Origin of the sequence: Microcoleus sp. A006_D1 (genome assembly GCF_036702805.1) — a bacterium.
GTDB lineage: Bacteria > Cyanobacteriota > Cyanobacteriia > Cyanobacteriales > Microcoleaceae > Microcoleus.
Map to the genome: position 1 here is coordinate 1 of NZ_JAUBVZ010000032.1, position 16,591 is coordinate 16,591.

The 16,591-nt window shown below is 49.1% G+C and carries 22 protein-coding genes; 12 read left to right on the forward strand and 10 right to left on the reverse strand.

What is annotated here, in order from left to right:
- Positions 1 to 178 precede the first annotated feature (178 nt).
- The 3 genes from QUB68_RS29610 to QUB68_RS29620 all read left to right on the forward strand — a co-directional run bounded on the left by QUB68_RS29610 (position 179) and on the right by QUB68_RS29620 (position 2,456).
- Positions 179 to 1,063 (forward strand): tyrosine-type recombinase/integrase, encoded by an 885-nt coding sequence (locus QUB68_RS29610; protein ID WP_332998495.1) that lies wholly within the window; start codon positions 179 to 181, stop codon positions 1,061 to 1,063.
- Between the two features lie 152 nt (positions 1,064 to 1,215).
- Positions 1,216 to 1,809, forward strand: coding sequence for a hypothetical protein (locus QUB68_RS29615; protein ID WP_332998496.1), 594 nt, complete (start codon positions 1,216 to 1,218; stop codon positions 1,807 to 1,809).
- A gap of 239 nt (positions 1,810 to 2,048) precedes the next feature.
- A complete protein-coding gene (locus QUB68_RS29620; protein ID WP_332998497.1) occupies positions 2,049 to 2,456 on the forward strand; it encodes a hypothetical protein in 408 nt (135 codons plus the stop codon).
- Positions 2,457 to 2,694: 238 nt separating this feature from the next.
- Here QUB68_RS29620 and QUB68_RS29625 read toward each other — a convergent pair whose 3' ends face one another.
- From QUB68_RS29625 to QUB68_RS29655, 7 genes are all read right to left on the reverse strand, one after another.
- Positions 2,695 to 3,006: a hypothetical protein gene (locus QUB68_RS29625; RefSeq protein ID WP_332998498.1), complete on the reverse strand. Its 312-nt coding sequence runs from the start codon at positions 3,004 to 3,006 to the stop codon at positions 2,695 to 2,697.
- A gap of 197 nt (positions 3,007 to 3,203) precedes the next feature.
- Positions 3,204 to 3,422 (reverse strand): hypothetical protein, encoded by a 219-nt coding sequence (locus QUB68_RS29630; protein WP_332998499.1) that lies wholly within the window; start codon positions 3,420 to 3,422, stop codon positions 3,204 to 3,206.
- Positions 3,419 to 6,724, reverse strand: coding sequence for a DUF3854 domain-containing protein (locus QUB68_RS29635; RefSeq protein WP_332998501.1), 3,306 nt, complete (start codon positions 6,722 to 6,724; stop codon positions 3,419 to 3,421). Before QUB68_RS29635 ends, QUB68_RS29630 begins: the two co-directional genes overlap by 4 nt.
- A 365-nt stretch (positions 6,725 to 7,089) precedes the next feature.
- The gene (locus tag QUB68_RS29640; RefSeq protein ID WP_332998502.1) at positions 7,090 to 7,296 is read right to left on the reverse strand and encodes a hypothetical protein; all 207 of its coding nucleotides are present in this window, start codon (positions 7,294 to 7,296) and stop codon (positions 7,090 to 7,092) included.
- Positions 7,297 to 7,318: 22 nt separating this feature from the next.
- Positions 7,319 to 7,528 (reverse strand): hypothetical protein, encoded by a 210-nt coding sequence (locus QUB68_RS29645; RefSeq protein ID WP_332998503.1) that lies wholly within the window; start codon positions 7,526 to 7,528, stop codon positions 7,319 to 7,321.
- A 202-nt stretch (positions 7,529 to 7,730) separates the two neighbouring features.
- Positions 7,731 to 8,303: a hypothetical protein gene (locus QUB68_RS29650; protein WP_332998504.1), complete on the reverse strand. Its 573-nt coding sequence runs from the start codon at positions 8,301 to 8,303 to the stop codon at positions 7,731 to 7,733.
- A 34-nt stretch (positions 8,304 to 8,337) separates the two neighbouring features.
- Positions 8,338 to 8,589, reverse strand: coding sequence for a ribbon-helix-helix domain-containing protein (locus QUB68_RS29655; protein WP_332998505.1), 252 nt, complete (start codon positions 8,587 to 8,589; stop codon positions 8,338 to 8,340).
- Positions 8,590 to 8,752: 163 nt separating this feature from the next.
- Here QUB68_RS29655 and QUB68_RS29660 point away from each other — a divergent pair, with 163 nt between their 5' ends.
- The 7 genes from QUB68_RS29660 to QUB68_RS29690 all read left to right on the forward strand — a co-directional run bounded on the left by QUB68_RS29660 (position 8,753) and on the right by QUB68_RS29690 (position 12,768).
- The gene (locus tag QUB68_RS29660) at positions 8,753 to 9,286 is read left to right on the forward strand and encodes a hypothetical protein (RefSeq protein WP_332998506.1); all 534 of its coding nucleotides are present in this window, start codon (positions 8,753 to 8,755) and stop codon (positions 9,284 to 9,286) included.
- Positions 9,287 to 9,288: 2 nt separating this feature from the next.
- Positions 9,289 to 9,465 carry a hypothetical protein gene (locus QUB68_RS29665; protein WP_332998507.1) on the forward strand — a complete coding sequence of 59 codons (177 nt, stop codon included), beginning with the start codon at positions 9,289 to 9,291 and terminating at the stop codon, positions 9,463 to 9,465.
- 3 nt (positions 9,466 to 9,468) lie between these two features.
- Positions 9,469 to 9,741: a hypothetical protein gene (locus QUB68_RS29670; RefSeq protein ID WP_332998508.1), complete on the forward strand. Its 273-nt coding sequence runs from the start codon at positions 9,469 to 9,471 to the stop codon at positions 9,739 to 9,741.
- A gap of 69 nt (positions 9,742 to 9,810) precedes the next feature.
- Positions 9,811 to 10,476, forward strand: coding sequence for a hypothetical protein (locus QUB68_RS29675; RefSeq protein WP_332998509.1), 666 nt, complete (start codon positions 9,811 to 9,813; stop codon positions 10,474 to 10,476).
- 36 nt (positions 10,477 to 10,512) lie between these two features.
- A complete protein-coding gene (locus tag QUB68_RS29680; RefSeq protein ID WP_332998510.1) occupies positions 10,513 to 10,980 on the forward strand; it encodes a hypothetical protein in 468 nt (155 codons plus the stop codon).
- Entirely contained in the window at positions 10,970 to 12,505 is a 1,536-nt protein-coding gene (locus tag QUB68_RS29685) for a type IV secretory system conjugative DNA transfer family protein (protein WP_332998511.1), read from the forward strand. Before QUB68_RS29680 ends, QUB68_RS29685 begins: the two co-directional genes overlap by 11 nt.
- Positions 12,502 to 12,768, forward strand: coding sequence for a hypothetical protein (locus QUB68_RS29690; RefSeq protein ID WP_332998513.1), 267 nt, complete (start codon positions 12,502 to 12,504; stop codon positions 12,766 to 12,768). Before QUB68_RS29685 ends, QUB68_RS29690 begins: the two co-directional genes overlap by 4 nt.
- 260 nt (positions 12,769 to 13,028) lie before the next feature.
- Here the strand turns inward: QUB68_RS29690 and QUB68_RS29695 are convergent, their stop codons facing one another.
- Genes QUB68_RS29695 through QUB68_RS29705 form a run of 3 tightly spaced genes read right to left on the reverse strand, consistent with a single transcriptional unit; the run spans position 13,029 to position 14,625 of the window.
- Positions 13,029 to 13,328, reverse strand: coding sequence for a hypothetical protein (locus tag QUB68_RS29695; RefSeq protein WP_332998514.1), 300 nt, complete (start codon positions 13,326 to 13,328; stop codon positions 13,029 to 13,031).
- On the reverse strand, positions 13,325 to 14,218 hold the full coding sequence (locus QUB68_RS29700; RefSeq protein ID WP_332998516.1) for a hypothetical protein: 894 nt from the start codon (positions 14,216 to 14,218) through the stop codon (positions 13,325 to 13,327). Before QUB68_RS29700 ends, QUB68_RS29695 begins: the two co-directional genes overlap by 4 nt.
- Positions 14,140 to 14,625: a hypothetical protein gene (locus QUB68_RS29705; protein ID WP_332998517.1), complete on the reverse strand. Its 486-nt coding sequence runs from the start codon at positions 14,623 to 14,625 to the stop codon at positions 14,140 to 14,142. The genes QUB68_RS29700 and QUB68_RS29705 overlap by 79 nt, the downstream gene beginning before the upstream one ends.
- A 220-nt stretch (positions 14,626 to 14,845) precedes the next feature.
- Between QUB68_RS29705 and QUB68_RS29710 the strand changes: the two genes are divergently transcribed.
- The gene (locus tag QUB68_RS29710) at positions 14,846 to 15,412 is read left to right on the forward strand and encodes a hypothetical protein (protein WP_332998519.1); all 567 of its coding nucleotides are present in this window, start codon (positions 14,846 to 14,848) and stop codon (positions 15,410 to 15,412) included.
- A 135-nt stretch (positions 15,413 to 15,547) separates the two neighbouring features.
- A partial coding sequence (locus tag QUB68_RS29715; protein WP_332998520.1) for a hypothetical protein occupies positions 15,548 to 16,591 on the forward strand: 1,044 nt, incomplete at its 3' end.

Consider the following 16,591-nt stretch of genomic DNA (forward strand, 5'->3'; position numbering starts at 1 on the left):
AAACGATACCGGCGATCGTACTTGAAACAGAAAATCAAGCGACAGGCTCAGCCATGCTCAAGATGCTGAAGTTCGCAGCGTAGAGGCTGTGGCCCCATCCCAGACAAAACGGATGGGGCATTTAAAAGTCGTTCAATCTTACATAACAGCACTAATGTAACATTCAGGAATGCCCAAAATGACTCTAGCAATTTCCAATCAACCCGCCCCACAAATCATCGCAGCCGGCACTGCCACCGCCCAATTGATTGATTTATGGGTACATGGCAAGTCTAAAAATACGGCGGCTCTCTACCGTCGTGTTGCCAACCTGTTACTAGCCACCACTGACAAGCCCCTGCAATGGCTGACTCTCCAAGATTTCCAAAGCTTCTCTGATACTTTGGAGGGAAAGGAGCTATCCCCTTCCTCCCGTCGTACCTATATATCTGTTGTGAAAAGTCTACTATCTTTTGCTCACCGCACAGGGTTAATTCCCGTCAATGCTGCGGCCGCCTTGACTACGCCCAAGCCGAAGGATACTCTCTCCCAGAAAATCCTATCCGAACTCGAAGTGATGACGATGATTGCGCTGGAGCCGTGCGATCGCAATAAGCTGATTCTCAAAACTTTTTACTATGCGGGACTTCGGGTGTCAGAGTTGTGTGGGCTGAACTGGGAGGACTTGACTCCCAACGGAGAGAGCGGACAACTCTTGATTTATGGCAAGGGCGGCAAGACTCGCGTCGTGCTTTTGCCTGCGTCGTTGTATCGAGAAATTTTGAAGAGTCGATCTGACGCGGGGAACTCTGATCCAATTTTCAGGAGCCGGAAAAACACCAACGGCGGCCGACTGCATAGGGTGTCGGTTACGAACTTGGTCAAGGAAGCTGCTATCCATGCGGGTATCTCTGAGAAAACTAGCGCTCACTGGCTGAGGCACTGCCACGCTTCTCATGCTCTCAACCGTGGGGCCCCGATTCACTTGCTCTCTCAAACTTTGGGTCATGCGTCGGTTGCGACAACCTCGAAATACTTACACGCTAAGCCGAATGATTCTAGTGGTTTGTACTTGGCGACTTGATGGGCGATCGGCTAGACCCAATTACCGGAAATTTGAACTCTCCGGCGTAAACGCACGGAGATTATTAGTTCAATCAGTCGGCTTCTGATATAGGTTAGCCGCGCCCTGGATGCTGATAATATCGCAGGGATGCTATTTTGATAATCAAATTTATGGCTTTGACTACCTCTCTGAGTAAAGGCAAGGTATTTTTTACCGCCGTTGCGGGATTGCTTTTTGTGGCTCTCGTTGCCGGATGCGGTGGCGAGAAACCGTCAGGGGAACAAGCAACCCAATCTTCAACCGAACCACCGACATCTTCCGCATCACCAGCACTACCCGCCTCTTCCTCTGGCTTCAAGCGCAAAGAAATACCAATCTTGGGTACAACATATGGGCAAACATCCGATCAAACAGCAGTTCTGGATATCATCGCTTCTGGTAAGTCTCGTGATGAGATTCCGCAAGCTTCGTCTGCTGGGGTTACACCCAATCCCATCGCCGTCAAATTGGGCTACCCGCCGAAGGAGACGGATGTTTGCAATTTGCCTTATCAAGCACTGATTCGAGAAACCTTTGAAAAATGTTTTTCTCAAGGCATGAGTCCTACCGATGTTGCAAACATTCTTGGTTGGGAGGGCAAGGAAGTCGCTAGCAGTGGATCGGCTAAAACTTACGAATGGCAAGCTGGGGAAGGTGGCAGCATGGTTATTGTGTTTGAGGGCGATCGGCTAGTTTCTAAATCGCAGACCGGATTGAAACCATAGTTCGTATCTTTGCGCCATTTTAAAGTAGCTCCCTGTATCTGGATTAGGAGGCGATTGGACAGTTCCGCACCAAAACGGAACTGTCAAGACTTGGCGACCAGGGCGATCAGCTTGCTCGTTAATGTCAGCACCAGCGAGTAGGGGTCTATCTGTCTCCAAACATTAATTATTGATGAGTGACAGAAACCATCTTCCCATACACTTTTTCTAAGTATTGATTTTGGTAAGGGCAAAACAAAATGCACAAGTCAATCAAAATAGTTGCAGCGTCAATCTTAAGCGTTATGGCTACAACTACGGTTCACGCTCAAAGGCAACCAGAACAATGGGTAAAAATAGCGACAAACGAAGATGACGAGCAAATTTATTTCGATGTCTCATCTCAGAAGCAAGTATTTGACTCCGGGGTCAAGACAAACAGCTTCCGCACTGTAACCACTTCTTCTCAAGGAGCCTCGTTAAGGGGCGCACGGTATCAAGCTGACTGCTTCCAGGGAACTCTCGCATTACAGAGTGCTGAAGTAGTAACCGCTCGCGGTGCTTTTGTTCGGCGAATTCCCCTAGAGAGCGCCTACAAAGAGGCAAACGTGCCCATGAAGGACACGATAGCAGCAGCAATCTTGCAATACGCTTGCTCTCGTTTCTAGGGAAGCCCTGCTGTTCAGGACTGACTAGCTGTTGGCCGATCGAGCAAACAGTGCATTTAATCGTCAGTCCAAATACCCTAACACGGTAGCGCTCGCATAAGAAAATATAAGAAAATATAAGAGTTACATCAAAATTACATCAAATTTATATCAAATTTATATTGAAGCTACATCAAATATATATCAAATATATAACCGTGCGGGTTTGACTTTTCTTGACATATTTTGACGCCAAAACTCACGCAGACATAAAACGATATTTCTGCCTGAGCACATCCTCAGTCACGGCGATCGGGGTAAGGTTGCGGGCGATATCTTTGATCATCACTTGCCGCATGAAGCCTTCGGGGGGAGACAACACCTTGTATCTCGTGCCCGTAGCTATCTCCATCACTTCCAGCCCCGCTACTATATCAATCTTCTGCTGTGCGTAAATCCTTGTCGCCGTGGCATCCATCCGATCGCCCACAGCCGCAATCACAAAATCTTGCCCGCCAGTGCTGACAATAGTGGCCTCAAGCTGTTGCCCCCGAAAATTGAGGAATTCCATAGTTTTCGCTTAATTTTATTTACGATTCGCTTAATTGGCTTAATTGGGCTTAATTCTTGGCTTATTTCTGCCTTTTATTATAGCACAAAAAAGCGCTAAAAGCTATACAGGATAAGGTTTTAGAGCAAATACTACTATCCCGATATAGTTGCCGGAATTGCCGATCGACTGGTGAAAGTACGATCGACAAAACTCGACTATCTCAGCAGCGCGGTAAATGCGATTTGCTCATCCGGTGTGAGGCTCTGCCAGATAGCGGCCCGATCGGTATATCCCCTCTCGCAGCAATCTTTGAGAATGGCGGCGACTTGATGCGCTGTTGGGCGATCGGCTTCGGCAATGGCGACACGAATGAATTCTAAGCATTCGGGGTGACTGGCGGGGTCGAGGGTCGATCGGACTGATTCTATCCTCATGGCTTTTTCGGCTCCGGCATTAAGTAGATGAGTCCGTCGGGTTTGGTCGGAATGATTACCCGAATAGCCGACTGCCCTCGCGATTTTTTATCTAAGCGCACCTGATACCAGGTTCCGTCAACCAGTGTTCCTTTTTTTCCAATCGCTCCGACTACTCCCTTATGTAAGCGGTCGCCGTGTTCAGTCACGATCACCCTATCCCCAATCTCAAACTCCCTCGATGTTGTTGGGGCTGGCGCTGGTGTCGGTTCTGGTGCGGGTGTCGGTTCTGGTGTTGGTTCTGGTGTTGGTTCTGGTGTTGGTTCTGGTGTTGGTTCTGGTGTAACTTCTGCCTCTGGCTCTGGTGTTGATGTCGCTTCTGGTGTTGATGTCGCTTCTGGTGTTGATGTCGCTTCTGGTGTTGATATCGCTTCTGGTGTTGATATCGCTTCTGGTGTTGATATCGCTTCTGGTGTGGGTTCTGGCGCTGTTTCCGGTGTCGGTTCTGGTGACAAGATCACCAAGTAACACCCATTAAGGTCGAACTGCTTTGTAGGTTTACTTTCGAGGATTGCAATCTCGCGATCAAGCTTAATCCGGCACAGCCCATCAGGCCACACCTTAACTACAGTAGCTCGTTCGCCTCTGTACTGCTGAGTAGGATACTCAGCGGAAACCTTTACTCGATCGCCGACATTCCAATTCATCACCGATGTGATCGACGCGATCGACTGTGTGGCTGGCTCTGGCTGTTCGATCGAGCTTGACGGGGTTTGATGGGGTTCACACGGGGTTCTTACGGGGTTTGCTACGGGGTTTAAAGCCTCTATTGGCAAGGGTTCCGGGTTTCTTACGGGGTTTACGGGGTTCAAATCAACTTTTTCTAGTTTTTCCTTTGTTTCTTGCACGTTAATTTGTGCTTTGTCTTGAGTTGCAGTGTTTTGAGTTTTTTCTGAAATGTTTTCACCACCTAAACCCCGTAAATCGCTGTAATTCCCGTCTGGCAAGGGTTCTGAACCCCGTACTAACCCCGTACTAACCCCGTTAAACCCCGTCTCAGTTGGGATAAGCGCTGAGAGTGAATCGGAGTGAGTTGGCGCGGTTTCACCGTCCGATCGAAGTCTCAATCCCTCGAACCAACTCCGACCGCCAGAGCGCTGCCACTTAATCCCCCTAAATTCGAGGTAGTCTGTGCACAGTTCCAAGAGCATCTTGGGATATTTGATATGGGATACCGCCTTGAGATTGGAGTCGCACCAAGCTTTGTAGTGTTCGTAAAGTTTGCCGGAAGGTGTGGAGGCAGTCGGGTCTACGATTAAGCAATCATCAAAATGGGCGGCGACGCTATTGGTTTGTAACTTCATCTCCCATTCTTGGAATTTGAATTCTGCGATCTGATTTTTGCCAATACCTTGAATATTTTCGCTAACCTTGCTATCGGAGAGGCTAAGAGCTACGGCGATGAGTTGCGATATTTCTGCATCCATACCGTCTTCTACTTTTGAATCTCGCAGTGCTGTGGGTAATGGATTGTCAAAGTGTATCAGGCACAATCGGCGGTCTAGCCCGGTAGTGTCGCCCACAAAGATTGGATTGTTGCTTCCCACAATTAACAAGCCGTAGAAGAAAGCGTCGGCGGCTGGCTGGTACACTTCCCGGTAGCTAATAGCATCGCCGCCAGTCAGCGACAATATCGCGTCTACACCTGTAGCTGTGCGCTCGTCTGGACACGTTACGAGCTGCTTATCAATGATGCTGGCCATTGTGGAGCCATCATCTAAATGCTTTAGTTTGCATCCCTTCCAATTCTCCCGGCCTACGATTTTCTGAAGCAATCGAATAAATGTACCCTTACCACTTCCCGGTTTTCCGATTAGGTGAACAAACATCTGCAAGTCAAAGAATCGGAATTTAAGCAGACCATTGACAATTGCCAGTAGTTTGAGGATTTTCTGGCGATCGCCTTTCATCGCCGTATTCATCCAGCGGTAGGTGTTCGGGCAATTGTTGCGGAGTGTTTCGATCGCATCCGTAGATGTTCCCGTCAATGGCTTATATTCAAATGGTAAATGTGAAGTAAAACCCATGCCTGGTGAGTGTTCCAGCTTCTTGCCTGTGTGGGCATCTAGTACATAATTGCTAAAGCTGATATAGCGCTTTCTATCCCAGATGTGCCACCTCGCAACACGTAGCTTCTTGGTCAAAATTTGCAACACATCAGATAGGTAACTGTTTTTCCCGTAGCTAATATTTTTAGCTTCGATTACTGTCAGGAGTAGGGATTCAAAGTTGCCTATTTCTATTTTTTCCCATTCCTTACCTGTCCAGATTCTCCAAGTTTTCTGTTCATTGTGGTACTTCCATTTATGCCCGTAATCCTCAGCAATTCGGGATGCTGTTGTTTGGGGTGAGGGGGGTTTATCCTTTTTCGGCTCTTCAGCATCATCGCTCTCTCCCTCTCCGAACAGCTTGGCTTTAATGAGGATTGCTTTAAATTCCTCAATCCCTTTGTTTTGAATGAAATCATCCATCCCTTTAGTATTTTTCACCTCGCCGCCTTCGATCTCCGATGCCTTCTCCCAGCATCCGGTAATCGATCGCACGGGTACACCAAATTTAGCCAATTGCTTAGCTAGCTTTTTCTCAGCCGCCTGGATATCGGGATTATCCAGAGCATCGGCATCAAAGGCAATGATAAAGCCGAAGCCAGCCTCTGCTAATTTTCTCAAGGCAGGGACTAGAAAGCGCTGTTTTTCGGGGTCGCGTTTACTTCCTGTAAGTCCCTGTTCTACTCCCAGTAAGGAGGCTGTAGGGTAGCCGTTGTTGCACCCGGCGATCGCTTTGAATACTCCCTCGGTGATGAGAATATAGGGATGCTCATTGATGTAGAACGCCTCGCGCTTCAGAGATTCAATCTCCCAGTACAGCGGGTTATCGGGGGATGGAGGGAGAAGGGCATCAAATTCCCCCACAGGAGAATCATATTTCCGATCCTTGCCATTCTTATCCTTCTTAGGGATATCGGGCCGGAGCTGTACCTGCTTATTGGCTCCCACAAATAGGATGCCTCCCGATTTAGAGGTAATCCCACAAAGTGCCGCTTGCTCTCTGGTGGCGCTGTGACAGCACTTGCGGCCCCACTTATTGAGTAAGCCTCTGCTTTCGATTTGAGCTTCATGCTCTGGGGTGAGCTCGAAAATCTCAGGCAAGCTGCATAGTATCCCGAAGGCTGCGAGATCGATCGACTGGGGGAGTGCGGTATCTATCTCTAATTCCCGGCTGCCTGGTGTACTTACCGTAGTTTCTAATTCTTGAGGGTTCATACCGCACCCTCAACCATTGCAAAGCTAACTGCACAAAATCCCCGGTTTGCTTGCGTAGTTAGGGGAGATTGTGGTAGAATCGAGTGATAGTCGGGGCTTCCAGATTTAGAAAAGTTTTTTTGAACAGATGTATTGTTGAAGAATCCCGCAAAGCAAGGGCTAGCACCGCGTCTAGCGTTTTGAGGGAACGAATTCCACTTTTTGATTACACCTACTGCATGATCAAAGTCGTTATGGTTCATAATTAGACTATTAGCCTCATCTCTGATGTGGAAGAGTCCAACTTTGTTGATTATCCGCCAAGACTAGCAACAAAGTTGGGTGTATATTTAAACAATTTCAAACAATTAAAAGCCGTGGAAGCCCTAAGCTGCTACGGTTTCTTCTTGTGTTTCTGATTTTTCAAGCCTCTCCAACTGCATATTGAAATGCTTTAAATAGGTTTCTAAAGCATTCTGGATGAAGTACGAACGGCTAACTCCCAAGTGTTTTGAGGCCGCCTCTACTCCCTGGATCACTTCCGCAGAGATCGAGAAAGATTTTTGGTATTTATAGGTTGGAGATGGCAACATAGCGTCACAATCGGCGTTGAGATTACTGATGCCATTCTAATATATAAAATGCAGTTGTGATAGCAAATTTGCGGTAAATACACAAATTGTCCGATTGTGGCTGGCTATCCTCGATTGCGATCGATTGTTTTGAGCGCTGTTTTGCCAAAAATCCTTGCACCGCCGATCGGACAGCTTGGGGAAAGAATCTTTCGAGAGATCCTGCAAAAGCAGTTTTTGCAGTGACAAACACCGAGTAAAATATCAGCTATTCGCCACCGTCAAGACGCTCCTAAGTCCGAGCAAAAGCTAAGCCCCGCCGTTTACGTAGCGACGCAAATACCACTTTACGTAAAGTGGTATTTGTAGTTCGTAAGCAATCTGCAAACAAGCCACTGAACATTAGCCGATCGCCCAAAAATCCCCACTTTTCCACACTTAATAGATCGCAAGAACTAACCAGACTCATCGCTCGCCTTCGGAATGCCCCACGGGTCAATACCATTTTCTCTAAGCAGGCGTTCATAGTAGTCGCGTTCGGTTCTGGCTTCATCCTCCACCCAAAAAGCCTCTCTGATATCGCGCTCTAACTCTTGAACCCGCTGACTGAGGAGTTCGTTTCGCTCCTGTTCGGTGCGGATAACGCCGAAAGCTTCATCAAACCGACGCTCCAAAGTTTCAGCCATCAGTGCATCTACGAGAGCTAGGGCTTGTTTGTTGCCTCTGTGAGCTTGCCAGAGCCAATACTTTCTGACGACTGCGAGAGGTAGCGCATTAATCCGGGACTGACCTCTTAGTTGTTCGTCTGCTGGTTCTATTTCAGAAATCTGAGGCGTATAACCTTCTCCTGCTAAAGCTTTGAATGCCTTTGAACGCAAAAAATCTGAGACGTTCTGAACCTTCAAGGCAACACATTCGGCCGCCTGTGTTTGGCTCATCCGGTAGTCGCCGTCTGGCAGCATGAACCCATCGACTGTGAGGGAGCCTATTTGTACCGAGGCTCTGACGGCTCTGACTGATTCGGTCACTAAGTTTCCTCCTTTGCTAGACAACAGCTAGACATTAGCTAGCTTCCTTGCTTTCTTTGCCCCGCTTGGCTTTTGTTGCCGATGCGGGTTTGTTTTCTGGGGGCTGCGGGCCGTCGGGGCGATCGGACTCTAAAACCTTCAATGGGTTTCGCTTGCGATACTCGGCGATGGCTTCTGCTAGCAGTATTGCGGCCATCTGGCTCTTTGTACGCATCTCCCTACTGGCTATTTCGTCTAGTGCTTCCCACGTTTCATCAGGAATCACAGCATTTAATTTTTTACTCATTAACTCATATCTCATTCCTTCCATCACATCATCTCCTGTTCTGCTGGTTCCTGTCTATCTATCATCATACCTGTTGACATGATGATGTGATGTGTTATGCTAACAACCAGGACGAATCGATTCTCAATCGATTTCAAATCAATCCCCTAAACCAGACAACCCTATGGAACCCGAAAACCAGACAGTGATAGACGTTGAAGCCGAGCAAATCGATTCCTCTTCCTCAGAATCGATTGACACATGGTACACAGCCACGCAAGTGCAAGGCGCGCTGAATCTTAATAAAGCAGCCTTGCAGAAGGCGATCGCCAAATTGACCAACATCTACAGTATCGATTTAAAAACCCTTCGCCGTGGCAGTGCCCGCGCAACCGAATACTCGCAATTGGCGATGGATGCGATCGAACTGCTGAATACTGGGAAGTTTGGCGAGCTCAGAAAAATGGTAGAAAAGTCTGCACCGTCTGATTCCGGGTCTAGCAGTGCGATCGTATTTCTGGGAGAGCATACCCAAATCGCCACCACTGCCAGCACAGTCGCAGATACTAACCTGACTCAAATTAGCTCCCTCAAGTCGGGCCTTTTGAGTAATTACCGCGAGCTCGGTCGGGCCCTCGGCAAACAGGCTGCGGCCGAGGTGCGACTGGGATTTACTGAGGAAGTCAAAGCAGGCTTAGCTAATTTACAGGAGGCTTAGAGATGGCTTTTTACAAAGTGAAAATACGTCGTGAGTGCAACACAACCCGGCATTTTAATGTGACGGCTAGCAAACCTCAAGACGCAATTATCGCAGCAGCTTTACAGCTACGAGAGGAAGGGGTAGCCGATGCCAAGGGCATTGAAATTGTCGGGCAAATTAATAGCTTGAGGGACTAAACCATGATTACTGATGCCGACCTGACACCCTTTGAATTTTCTGATTTCCATGAAGATTCTGGCGACAGATGCGAATGTGTGGCTTATGAATTCGCTTTCCCAGAGTGCCAGTACATCGCCCACGGTGTTGATGTTGATACCGCGATCGAATTCTCTGCGAGTTGGCGGCGTGGTGAATACCTACCGATCGTCGGCTGGCCAGAACTCGATCAGGTTTCCCGAAAGCTCAACAAACTCAACCAAATGCAAAGCCAGTCGGCCCCTCTTGCAAAGTAAACCGACTGGCCCGCAAGCAAAGCCCCCTTATTAATGGGGGGATTCACCGCACTCTAAGGAGATTTTATCATGATAGATTTTCGAGTAGCCAAAACCCCCGGCGCTGCTCATGTGGCGAAGCAATTCGGGTATCAATCTGGCCCCCTCACACCGGAGATAGTGCATGAAGCGGCTAGACAAGCAAAGATTCTTGAGTTACAGAAACAACTGAGGACAGCCTACAACCGCCACCACGTAAAGATTCGGGCAAATACGGTAGAGGTAGAGCGGTTAACCCTTGAGGCGATAGAAAGCGGCCTCACAGATAAACTGCAAATCGACAAGTACGTGGACAAAGCAATTATTGCAGCAGCCAAGCATGACCAACAAATCGTTAACTTGCAGCAAAAATTGCAGCACGAATTGGGGTTGATAAAAGTCGAGGGAGCGAGCACTCAGACTCTGCAAAATATGGACTTTCGGCAACGATTGCTACTCATCAAAGCTAACCACCAAGCCAAAGGACAGATACAAGAGAATGGCTTTGCTCAGTCTCTCAGGGCGATTCAAGCATCCCCACAACAAGCGATCGCGATGCAGAACCGACGCGCTGGTTTCAATGCCTACATCAACGCCACAGGCTTTGACCCTATCCCAGCCACAGCGGGCAATTCAGGCGGTATGAGTCCGGTTGGCGCTGGCAATTCTAAGGGCTTTTTAGGCGGTTTGTTTGATTTCTTCTCTGGCAAGAAATAGCAATTTATCAGCGGGTTAATCGCCCGCTTTTTTCTTATGTATTTACCCGAATTTGATTCCTCAGAATTTGACTACTTGAGTGCTGGCAACTCACAACCCCAACAACAGCAGCCACAAGCCAAAACCCCAGAAATCACCAACATCGAGCGCTTCTGGACATTGACAGGAAACTGGGGAGAGTTTGGCAGTTACTTCGGCGCTGGTTTGTCTGTATCCCTTATCGTGCGGGCAATTCCAGCTCTAATTCCGGCTGCTGTGATTCTCATCCCCGCCGCCTCTTTGGGCTTGGGATTGTATGCTTTGAGCGCCGATGGCCCCTCCAAAGTGCGATCGCAACTAATCCTCATTGCCGTCGCAACTGCACTGCTAGCAGCTAACTGGGATGCTTGGCAGGCTTGGATTGTTGCCAATTCTCAGTTACTCATTTTGAGCTTTGGATTGATAGTAATTGCCCTCGGATTCGTAGTGGCACAAGTTTGGAGCAAATTGAACAATGCTAATTAACAAGAATCAGGTGATTATTTCTGGATTGCTTGCCTTGGGTGTCGCGGGTTTTGGTGTTGCCACAGCCCTACAATTCAACGACAGAATCGAGTACAGAATTGGCAACCGGATTGAATCTAACCCGGCGTGGCTAGTACCACCTAAAGCTGAATTCAAAGGGCTAGAGCGCGGGTATGGAGGGCTTAAAATCCTACTCGCTCTACTCGGAACTGGGGGGATGGTGACAGTGATGCTGATTGCTCGGCATGAAGGGGAACAGGAACCAATTCGACAAAAAATCAAGGGATACCAGAATCAAGCGTATGAGTTTAGTCACGCGGCCGAATCAGCTTACCAGATGGCAAAAACTCAGATGGAATATAAGAAGTTGTTAGAAGCGGATGAGGTGGCTTTTGAGGGTGAGATTGAGGAAGCTTATTGTCAGTCGCTGGGCATTGACCCACAGCAACAGCAGGCGACGCTAACTGGCACGGCGACATTGGATGCGACAAACAACCCCGGCGACAAAGTGCAGGACGTGACATCGGCGGCGATCGAACCTGATCGGACACAAGGCCCAAAAATCCCTAATCTTTCTTGGTATCCCTCGGTGCTGATTTATGGTGCACCGGGCTCTGGAAAAACCCACTTTGCAGCCGAGGAAATTGCAAAGCGCAGGGCAGTCGGGCATCGGGTAATCGTACTAGACCCTCACGCAGCATACGGCGCTTGGGAGGGCTGCGAGGTAGTTGGTGGAGGCATGAACTACGGGGCGATCGATGTCAAGCTTGCATGGTTTGCTGGGGAGGTTGCCCGCCGTTATGAGCGAGTACAAAGTGAACCTAACCCCAAGTTTGAGCCGTTAACTTTTGTTTGTGACGAGTTCACCCGGTGGGGTTCCAAGGTCGCCAACAGCACGGAATTTTTCGAGCAATTGGTAACTGATATCCGCAAGGTTGAGATGTTTGGCATTATCATCAGCCACGCCCGCACCCTCGCCGGATTAGCCAATGCGAAGGGCTTTGCGTCGCTGCGAGATGAGGCATTTTTAGAAATTGAGATACTGGGAGAGCAAGGTGCAAATGGTCGGGCAACCCCAAAATTTGAGGCAATGGTGAAGCTACCGGGCGGCAGTTTGACCGATCGGACATTGGTTAAACTTGCCAAACATTCAGCCCCTGGCGTTGAAATTTCAGCCCCAAAACCGACGCTTTCGGAGTCAACACTTGGAACACTTGGAACACTCAAAACACCCTCGGAACAGGACACACCCAACGCCGGAACGCCTTACGGAACAAGGGCGGAACGCATTTCGGGTATGCTGGCGGACATTCTGGCTGGAACACTCGAAACAGCAGTTTTCTACCCTAATTCGCCGCTGGAACAGGACGAGAAATTAGAGCTAGCCAAGCTGATAATTGCAGAGGATTTAGGACTTGAAAGAACTATCTGGCTGCTGTGGGGTATCCGGCGCGGGGGACGTAATCACGCTTTATACACCGAGGCACGGGCGATGCTCGATCGACTGATAAATGGGGAGGAATGATGAACAGACTTAACCAGCAAATTCTCTCACTCATCCCCGCTGGATTCTCACAGGAAGCTCAGGAAATAATCGCAGCAATGACGATCAAAAGCTACTCAGAAGCCAGAAATTTAGAGAAGCAAGTAGAGGATGCTGTAGCGCGTTTTGAGGCTGAATATCCCCCGCTTTCTATATGCCCTCGGTGTGATGGGGAGGGGTGCAGCTATTGTGATTTTGATGGGCTTTATGATCCAAATGACAAAGAACCCGACGGGACAAATTAGGATGAAATTTCAGAAGCTCTTTCTACCAACTGAGTCACCACAACCAAGCGCTACTGTGTAATCAGTGATTTCAAAGCAAAACCCTCTGGATTGTATACCAGAGGGTTTTTTGTTTGGGCGATCGAACTTGCCGCTATAATTCGGAGATGGCATTAGGTGCGAGTTCCTGCGTACCAATTACCAATTACCAATTATCAATTACCCCGATTTGAATCCCCCGGCATCGCGTCGGGGTTTTATTTGTTGGAGCGATCGCACCATCACTCCCTCCCCATCTCGTAGGCTTCGCGCCTATTCTGAGCTTTCTTGCGTTCCATCCATTCGGCAGTGACTTCACCAGCAAAGGCATTTAGCTCTTTTTCGAGTGCGGGCCAGTCGATGTCATCTCGATCAGGCGGGGTGTTGTTGCCAAGCATGAACCAATAATATTGATCCTTTAAGCTATCAGCCCCACTGATTCCCGGTATATCGGGGCCATCCTCATCTAGTCGCCCGCAGCCTCGCAGGCATTCAGCAATTTTTGCTTTCTCATCCTCTACAAAGCGCTCAAATTCATTCATTCCTGTGCCTCCAAAATTTCTAAGATTGTAGCCATATCTGCAAGCTCTGCCTTAGATTTTTTCCGCTTGCCCTTCAACTGATTAAGCAGATCGGCTGGCTCTGGGAGTTCGATCGCGGGTGCTGAGGTTTGTTGCAGGTCGGCAAGTTGCGATCGCAATTCCCCGATTTCTAATCTCTGAGTCTTCATTGTCGCAGCATCCGAAGGCCTAGGTTGCAAGCTGAATCCCCGCTCCAATTCTCGGATTTTGTCGTTTTGTTTGAGGATGATTGCCTTAGCATCGGCGAGCTCAGATTTAGCATCACTAACCTGCTGTTGCCATTGAATCTCAAGCCCCTTGATAGCCATGCCCTCCCTATGCACCTCTGCCGCAGCTTCCTTAGCCTCTTTCTTGAATTGGGCAAGGTCTGCAAGTTCTGCCTGCACTGCTGAATCTCGATCAGCAAGCTCAGAGGTTAGATTTTGGATTTTAGATTCTAGCTGCTGTATGTGGGCCTCTCCATACTCCAATTTAGAAACCAAACCGTGCTCGCCGTGTACTTGTTCATTCAGTTGGGCATTGACACCCTCCAAGAATTCGATTTCTTGATTAGCCGTTTCTAATTGCGATCGCGCTTCCTCTACTTGCTGGTTGAGTTGTCTGTCTATTATTACTAGCGTCTGGTAATTTTCCGCTGCCTTAGCTAACTCCTTCTGTAATCGCTCGTTATCAGCCTTCAGCGCTTCATTCTCTGCCTTGAGGTTGCCTAACTCATTGGGCAACTTTTGACCTACCGCATCATCAGGCTTGAGTGTTTCCGGCTCAGAAACATTCAAGCAGTCAACTTTCCCCGCAATTCCTCCAAAACTTTCTGCATCTCCATCATCTGAGCTTCGATCGCTTGCCTCCAACTATCGGAGTCTTCCCCTACCGATTTAGGCTCTGTCTCTGCTACCTTCTCTGCTACCTTCTCTACTACCTTCTTGTGCGGTTTTGCAATCTCTTCTGCTACTTCTTCCAGTCGCCTAATCGTCACATTTTCAGGTTTACCAATGTAAAGCTTGTTAACCTCACCGGCTACCTTTTTAGAGGCATACCAGTAGGAGATACCCTTAACTGGCTGGTTGCGAGCGGTAAATGAAGCCCTCCCTTCCATAGATTCATAGCGGAACGATCGCCCCTTCTCTTTGCCTGTTTCCGGGTCAATAACCGTCTCTGCGAGCCACTTAGCGCCTTTGGGTGACTCTAACTCTATCACTTGCCCGTTCTCTAGCTCGATCGTCCCCTGCGTGACGGCGGGGATAGGTTGCTTTGCCATAATAGTTGCCTAATAAATTATCTACCATTCTATTCTACTACCGCGCCAGAGTGTCTAACGGGTAGGATACGGATAGCTGATGGTGTCTAACTGGTGTCATAAGAGATTGATATAGAACACCACTTGACGGGTAGTAGAAAAGTAGCCTAAGCTGGTATCACAAGCAAAGGGAATCACTACACCCGGCGCTGACACTTCACTACACCCATAGGACACTACAATGATCAACTTACTCGCCGCCAAGTTCGCTCAAATCGCCACAGCGATCGACACCACTAACGCTCAAATCACCGCGCTACAAGCCAAACTCAGCGAACTGCAAGAACATCAGCAACAGTTACTCTCAGTTGAGCAGGCGTGTCAATCTGCACTCTCGCAGGTAGATACAGCACTGGCGATGCTGCACCACGTCGATCCGTCGCAGGTTGGCACGTTCCAATCAGCCATCGAGGGCAAGTTCGCATCTGGGGCGATCGGCATTCTCTCCCCAGCACCAGAACCAGAACCGACAGAGCCTGAAATCGAGCCAGAACCGACAGCACCCACAGCGCCGGAAACTCCGACAGAGCCTGCTATTGATGTCGAGGTTGCAGACACTGCGGACGCGCCGATCGAACCAACACCAGGGGCGACAGCAGACATCGAGGGAATGCTTAATAAACTGACAATCCAAAGTATCCGAAAGCTGGCAACAGCCAAGAAAATCAGCGCGCACGGTACACGGGCAACCATCGCAGCGAGGTTGAAGAAAATCGTCACCGAGGCTGATATCCGGGCGGTTGCATAAGTTGCCTAGTATCCTAAAATTAATTATCCTACCTATTGACAGTAGCCTAAAAGTAGGATAGGGTAGGTACATAACAAACCACCGCTCTACTTTCGACGGCCGAGCGGTGGTTCTAGCCCCACAAAGGACTTAATTATGACACTAACACAGACCGCACCTCAAACAGCCACCACAATCAAAATTTGGGAAGCACCCACAGCAGAAGCCCAAGTCGGCGATATTATCCGCAAGCCGTTTTGCCCGATCGCCCGCATAGTCGGCAAAGAAATCTTGGCAGACGGTCGCACTTGCCTAATCATCACGTTTCCGGGCTGTCACGATCGCCATGTTGAGGAGTGGATTTTGGAGGTTTCCGGGTTTGAGACCGACAAACCCGCACCAGCCCCAACACCAGCAACCGCAACACTTCCAGCCAAAAAAAACGCATCGATCGCAACACCCGCACCAGTCCCAACACCCGCAACACCAACACCCGCACCCGCAAAGAAGCTCGACTCAATCTTTGGGGAACGAGTGAAGGAGAAAGGGCAATTTCTAATTATCAAAGATGAGCTTTCTGCGATCGGCATCAAGGTCGGTACATTAATCAACAGTCGCAGCGATGCAAAAGGATGGAACCTCGCTTGGGGTAAGGATAAAGCTGGCCTTTTCTGGACTACTGGGAACGGCTGGGAAGTTGAATCCGCGAAGCCCGGAACTGAACTAAGCGGGCAATGGGAAGGCTTCGATTTGATAGAGCACCTTGCCTGCAATGGGATTGACCTTGACGAAGAAACCGCAACACCCGCAACCGCACCAGTCACAGCAGGGCCAGACGATGAACCGCCAAACCGGGGAGATAACGGACGGGGACGGGTAGAGACAGCCACAGCCAAAAAGCTTATGCTGTCGCTGGTTTCGGTCAAGCGCATCAGTTCCGATATTCCCGCCTGTAACTTTGACCCGCAAGAGCTAGAGATTGCTGGGGAGATGAGTTTGGCGATCGGCGGGTTTGTGGTTCCCCCGGTGTTGGTGCGAGATGCCAGCGGGTACAAAGTTCTCAGCGGGCATTTTCAATACCACGCCGCAGTCCTGGCCCGACGGTTGAATCCCAGAGCCGGGGAAACGATACCGGCGATCGTACTTGAAACAGAAAATCAAGCGACAGGCTCAGCCATGCTCAAGATGCTGAAGTTCGCA